The sequence below is a fragment of the Psychrobacillus sp. NPDC096426 genome (assembly GCF_044762745.1).
Classification (GTDB): domain Bacteria; phylum Bacillota; class Bacilli; order Bacillales_A; family Planococcaceae; genus Psychrobacillus.
The window spans coordinates 63268-69441 of sequence record NZ_JBIWEX010000025.1; the positions used below are offsets into that span (position 1 = coordinate 63268).

Here is a 6174-nt window from a genome sequence, read left to right on the forward strand (position 1 = left end):
TTTATAAATAAGAATTTGTTACGACATAAATTACTTGTGTTTCTTCATCCGCAGCATTTTTTAATAAATGATGATCTGCTGCTTCAAAGTAGAGAGATTCTCCTTGGGAAGCAAAATATTGCTGCTTGCCAAGCATTAATTCTACACGACCTTGTAAAACATATATAAATGTTTCCGAAAGGGAAGGTTCAAATTGTTTAAATTGACCGTTCTGTCCTAATGTAATTAGGACTGGCTCCATTTCATTTTCATTGGACTCGGAGATGAGCCAGTGAAGCCGATAGTTCTTTTCCTCGTCTACATAAATCGTTTGTTCTTCTTTTTCAAAAACAACTTTTGTTCGCACCTGCTCGTCATCAAAAAAGTCTTTCGGTTTAGAACCGAGTACATTTAATATGGAAAAGAGAGTTTCAATGGAAGGGGAGTTAATATCCCTTTCTAACTGGGATATAAATCCCTTGCTTAAATCAGTTCTTTCCCCTAATTCTTCTTGGGTCAAACCTTTCTTAAGACGTAACCGTTTGATTTTCTTTCCAATTTGCATTATTTAACCTCCTTCTATAAAAAGGTAAAGGGCTATTTTAAAAGATACATTCCGGTATTCGCTTTCTGCCATCGACAAGCTTCGGAAAACAACTGAACGGAAAACCATGCGCATTTTAAAATTCATATAGTCTTATCTGCTTTTGAAAAACAAAGTTTATTTTAACACAACTTTAAGTTTACTTTAACAAGTTATTCGAATAAATTCAAAAAAAGTTCGTTTTTGTCATGTGCCGTTTTTATCCCCATGCATACAATAGCTATGGACAAAAAGGAAAAAGGGGAGAAATATATGCGATTAAGAGAGGAGTTACCGGAGTTTTCAACGGATATGAAATGGTTGAATGGACATGTAACGAAAGCAAACTTAATTGGGGAAGTTCCTACATTAGTACACTTTTGGTCCATTAGTTGTCATTTATGTGAAAATACATTTCGAATTATTGCCAAATGGAAAAATACACACGGTAAAAAATTCCAACTAGTGGGAATTCATATGCCAAGATCAAAAGATGATATTAATAATGCGCTTATACATGAGAAGGCTAATCAGTTGAATATGACTAATCCGATCGCCCTCGATCATGATTTAATCGTTTCTAAAGAGTATGCTAATCGAACTGTTCCGTCTTTTTACCTATTTGATAAGCATGGATTGCTTCGTCATGTTCAATCTGGAGAGAATGGTTTTAAATTATTAGAGAAAAGGCTAATTTTATTAATGAATGAACGGTGACAATGAATTAGCAATTCATATCTATTTTCAGTAAGGATATGGTAAACTAAGTGCATCCGATTAGTAGTAGGAGGCACTATCATGCAAAAAGAATTTGTAGTAATTGGTTTAGGGCGATTTGGAGGAAGTATCGTTCGAGAGTTAATCGATCAAGGTGCAGATGTAATGGCCATTGATATTGCTACTGAACGAGTAAATGAATTTGCTACAATCGCTACACAGGCAGTAGTAGCGGATACAACAGACGAAACAGTGTTAAAATCCCTAGGTATTCGAAACTTTGAGCATGTAATTGTTGCTATTGGGGACGATATCCAATCTAGTATATTAACGACGCTCATGTTAAAAGAAATTGGTGTAAAGAAAATTACAGTGAAAGCACAAAATGATTACCATGAAAAAGTGTTACGTAAAATCGGCGCGGACCAAGTGGTGCACCCCGAACGAGATATGGGAATTCGTATCGCGAATAATATTCTATCGAATAACGTACTTGATTACTTAGAACTTTCAGATGAGCATTCTATAATGGAGATCAAAGTGAATGAAATGATTGCTGGGAAATCATTAGTTGACTTGGATATTCGAGCAAGATACGGGATTAACATTGTAGCGATTAAACGTGGAAATAGTATAAATGTTTCACCACCAGCCGATGAGAACCTTCAGTTAAATGATGTGCTCATTATTATTGGTGCGGATGTGGATATTAACCGATTTGAAAAGAAGGTTTTATCATAAAAAAATGCCAAAGGGATCGTATCCTTTGGCATTTTTTTTATGGTAATATACTATCGGTAAGTAATTTGGTTTGCAGAGGTTATTTGCTAACATTTACAAATATACAAGAAACAACCAATTAATTTTTATAAAAAAACAGAGCCGCTCAACATCAGAGCAACTCTGTCTCAAAACTTTAGACTTCCATAATAATCGGTAAGATCATTGGGCGACGTTTTGTTTTTTCGTATAAATAAGGACTTAGAACATCTGTAATTTCATTTTTCAGTTCAGCCCATTCGGCTGGTTTATCTTGTAGAGTGAAACGTAAATGTTTATTTAACATTTGTTGTGCTTCATTAATCATTGTGCCGGATTCACGCATATAAACAAATCCACGTGAAATAATATCAGGACCGGAAACGATTTTCTTTCTTTCCATATCCGCACTTACAACGACAATGACTAGTCCTTCTTCGGAAAGAATTCTACGATCTCGAAGAACAATATTCCCGATGTCACCGATACCACTGCCGTCAATATAGACATCTCCGGATGGAATTCGACCGGCTACATGAGCTTCTTTCGCACTTAATGCAAGCACATCTCCATTTTCCATAATGAAAGTATTTTCAGGTAGAACATCACAATCTACAGCAAGTTCCGTATGTATTTTCAGCATACGATATTCTCCGTGGATTGGCATAAAGAATTTTGGTTTCATTAAACGTAGCATTAGTTTTTGTTCTTCTTGAGAACCATGACCGGATGTATGGATATTATTAAGTGAACCGTGAATTACTTCTGCTCCTGCACGGAATAGTAAGTTAATCGTACGATTGACACTTGCTCTATTTCCTGGAATCGGTGAAGAAGAAAAGACTACCGTATCACCAGGTTGAATTTGAATTTGACGATGAGTACCATTAGCAATTCGAGAAAGAGCGGCCATTGGCTCACCTTGACTGCCTGTACATAGTATTAGAACTTCATTGGCAGGTAATCGATTTAATGCACTTGCATCGACAAATGTTTCTTTAGGCGCCGTTATATACCCAAGTTCACGTCCGATAGTAATCGCATTATCCATACTACGACCAAAAACTGCGATTTTACGATTGTGTTGCACGGCTGCATCTGTTACTTGTTGAAGTCTATGAATATTGGATGCAAATGTAGCGAAAATAATGCGACCATTTACTTTACGGAAAATAGAATCCATACTTTCGCCGACTTTACGTTCGGACATCGTGAAATTCGGAATTTCTGCATTTGTACTATCTGATAGTAAGCAAAGAACTCCGTCACGACCGATTTCTGCCATTTTCGTTAAGTTAGCTGGCTCCCCGACTGGCGTAAAGTCAAATTTAAAATCACCTGTATGCACAATGTTGCCTGGTGGGGTTTTGACTACGATTCCAAAAGCATCTGGAATACTATGTGTCGTTCGGAAAAAACTTACCGCCGTTTTTCTAAATTTCACTACGTCTTCTTCTTCAATCACATGCATTTTTGTTTGACGTAGTAAGCCATGTTCTTCTAACTTATTACGCAGTAGACCAAGAGCAAGTTTCCCGCCGTATACTGGAACATTCAGTTGTTTCAATAAATAAGGAATACCACCGATATGATCTTCGTGTCCATGGGTGATAAATAATCCTTTGATCTTATCTACATTTTTCACAAGATATGTGTAATCTGGAATAACGTAATCAATACCTAATAGATCATCTTCCGGAAACTTTATCCCTGCGTCTATTAAAATAATCTCATCTTGAAATTGAACACCATACGTATTTTTGCCGATTTCACCTAGTCCGCCGAGGGCGAAAACAGCCGTTTGATCATTTTTTACAAATTTCATATGTTATCTCTTCTCTACTTTATAATTCGGGCTTGCTTGCTCGTATTCTAAATGATTACCTTCAAGCAGCTGAATTAGTTCGATATTGTACTGGCGATCTTTTAAAATAGAACGAACTTCACGTTCAGATTCAGCCTCCACATATAAACTTTTTGTGTTTTCGCGAACTGGTACTTCTAGTGCATTTTCTTGATAATAAACTTTATAAATCATATTATACTCTCCTTTTTCACGTTCAAAATAAATCAATTCTCTTTATATTATCACGCTACTTCTTTAAAATAAAGAAAAGCCCTCCATTTTTTGAAGGGCAAGTAATTTATGCGATCGTTTTATTTCTGAGCATTCCGCCGAGCCGTCTTAACCATTTCCTTCTTAGACGTTTCAACATGGCACCCAACTCCTTACTACATATTATATACAAAATATTTCGTTATGTAAAGGATTCTAACTGAAAAGTCAAATAATTAGTGTTTCGAATAGGAGTTTTTTAGATGGTAAATAAAGTTTTATTTTTTGATATTGATGGAACAATTTTAGATAGTGATAAGAATATTCCAGCGGGTGTTGTTGAATCTATTCAACAAGCAAAAGAAAATGGGCACGAAATCGTTATTGCAACCGGAAGGGCTCCATTTACAGCAAAATCTATTTTAGAAAAACTTAAAGTAGATTCGTTCATATGCTACAATGGTCAAATCGTACAGTTCCAAGGTGACATTATTCATAAAGGAATAATCGATACAATGGAACTACAACATCTAACTGATTTTGCAATGGAACGAGATCAACCATTAGTTTATATGGATGATGTAGAATTTGTTTCGAATGTCCCTGATCACCACGATGTATACGAAAGCATCTCTTCCTTAAAAATGGCCTTACCTAGAACCGAAGAAAATTTCTTTTTAGCGAATGATATTCATCAAGCGCTTATTTTTTGCAATATGGAAGTTCAAAAAGAATATGAAAAAGCTTTCCCGAATTTAAAGTTTGTTCGTTGGCACCGCGTATCGTGTGATGTACTTCCAAAGGATGTTTCTAAAGCAAAAGGAATTGAATTATTTTTGCGCTATTTAAATAAAACACCAGAAGATGCCATTGCTTTTGGTGATGGTTTAAATGATATGGAGATGCTCCAATATGTAGGAACGGGTGTTGCGATGGGTAATGCAGTAGAAGAATTAAAACGATGCGCAACATATGTTACGGACCACGTTTCTGAAAATGGCTTAGTGAATGCCCTGAAAAAATTACGATTAATCTAGAGGAGTTATTATGAAAGATTTTACGAATAAATTTGTACTCATATACGGGGATGTGTTTGTGGATTATATTGCAGACGACCAATCAAATACACAATTTACAAAGTATTTAGGTGGGGCAACCGTAAATGTAGCAGCCGGAGTGGCTAGACTTGGGGCGTCTTCTTCATTTATAACGATTTCGGGAGACGATGAAACTTCCGAATTTGTGAGAAGCGAGCTAACATCCGAAGGGGTAGATTTATCTTTTGCTCAAATGGTACCTGAAAAACGGGTAAGTGGCGTATATGTGCATCTAATGGAAAACAATGATCGACATTTCCATACATACGTAGATGAAACACCTGATTTACAAGTAAATTTTGATGCATTGAAAAAGGAAGTATTTCAACAGGCTTCTACTTTTCATTTTTGTTCAGGTACATTATTTCATCCGACGGCACGTAAGACGACTCGCGATATAGTAAATCACATGGAAAAATCTCAAGTGTTATTATCTTTCGATGCAAATATCCGTCCACTTAGATGGGAAAGTGTAGAACTTTGTAGAGAAACCATTTGTTCCTTTTTTAAACAAGTGGATATATTAAAGTTAACAGAAGAGGAGCTTTTCTTTTTAACCGAAACAAATACGAGAGAAGAAGGGATTCGTAAACTTCGAGATTACCAAATTCCTGTGGTCCTTATTACCGTAGGAGCAGAGGGCACATATATTGTATTAGAAGAGGAAACGATCCATGTAGAAGTGGAGAAGGTGGTCCCAGTTGATACAACTGGTGCTGGAGATGCTTTTATGGCAGGTATTCTTTCTAAAATTAATGTGAATGGGAAACCTGAGACAAAAGAAGAATGGATTGACTATGTCTCATTCGGCAATAGGCTAGGAGCAATTTGTGCAACAAAACCGGGAGCTCTTTCCGCGATGCCAAAATTAGCAGAATTATAAAAAACAAGAGGCTGGGACAGAAGTAGCCTCAATCAATGAAAAAAGTGAAATCGCGTGCGATTTCACTTTTTTCATTTTATTTTAAGATTATACGGACAAG

Annotated in this window: 7 protein-coding genes; 4 read left to right on the plus strand and 3 right to left on the minus strand. The window is 36.2% G+C overall.

What is annotated here, in order from left to right; all coding sequences use genetic code 11:
- Position 1 precedes the first annotated feature (1 nt).
- Complete coding sequence (locus ACIQYS_RS18235; RefSeq protein ID WP_402983055.1) at positions 2 to 544, minus strand: helix-turn-helix domain-containing protein; 543 nt, start codon at positions 542 to 544, stop codon at positions 2 to 4.
- A gap of 291 nt (positions 545 to 835) precedes the next feature.
- Between ACIQYS_RS18235 and ACIQYS_RS18240 the strand changes: the two genes are divergently transcribed.
- A complete protein-coding gene (locus ACIQYS_RS18240; RefSeq protein WP_402983058.1) occupies positions 836 to 1279 on the plus strand; it encodes a TlpA family protein disulfide reductase in 444 nt (147 codons plus the stop codon).
- 81 nt (positions 1280 to 1360) lie between these two features.
- Positions 1361 to 2020 carry a potassium channel family protein gene (locus ACIQYS_RS18245; RefSeq protein WP_402983061.1) on the plus strand — a complete coding sequence of 220 codons (660 nt, stop codon included), beginning with the start codon at positions 1361 to 1363 and terminating at the stop codon, positions 2018 to 2020.
- A 175-nt stretch (positions 2021 to 2195) separates the two neighbouring features.
- Here the strand turns inward: ACIQYS_RS18245 and rnjA are convergent, their stop codons facing one another.
- Together rnjA and ACIQYS_RS18255 are read right to left on the minus strand one after the other, a co-directional pair.
- Entirely contained in the window at positions 2196 to 3863 is a 1668-nt protein-coding gene (gene rnjA / locus ACIQYS_RS18250) for a ribonuclease J1 (RefSeq protein ID WP_402983064.1), read from the minus strand.
- Between the two features lie 3 nt (positions 3864 to 3866).
- Positions 3867 to 4076, minus strand: a complete 210-nt coding sequence (locus ACIQYS_RS18255) for a DNA-dependent RNA polymerase subunit epsilon (protein WP_402983067.1) — start codon at positions 4074 to 4076, stop codon at positions 3867 to 3869.
- Between the two features lie 281 nt (positions 4077 to 4357).
- Here ACIQYS_RS18255 and ACIQYS_RS18260 point away from each other — a divergent pair, with 281 nt between their 5' ends.
- A complete protein-coding gene (locus ACIQYS_RS18260; protein WP_402983070.1) occupies positions 4358 to 5131 on the plus strand; it encodes a Cof-type HAD-IIB family hydrolase in 774 nt (257 codons plus the stop codon).
- 10 nt (positions 5132 to 5141) lie between these two features.
- Positions 5142 to 6074: a carbohydrate kinase family protein gene (locus ACIQYS_RS18265; protein ID WP_402983073.1), complete on the plus strand. Its 933-nt coding sequence runs from the start codon at positions 5142 to 5144 to the stop codon at positions 6072 to 6074.
- Positions 6075 to 6174 lie beyond the last annotated feature (100 nt).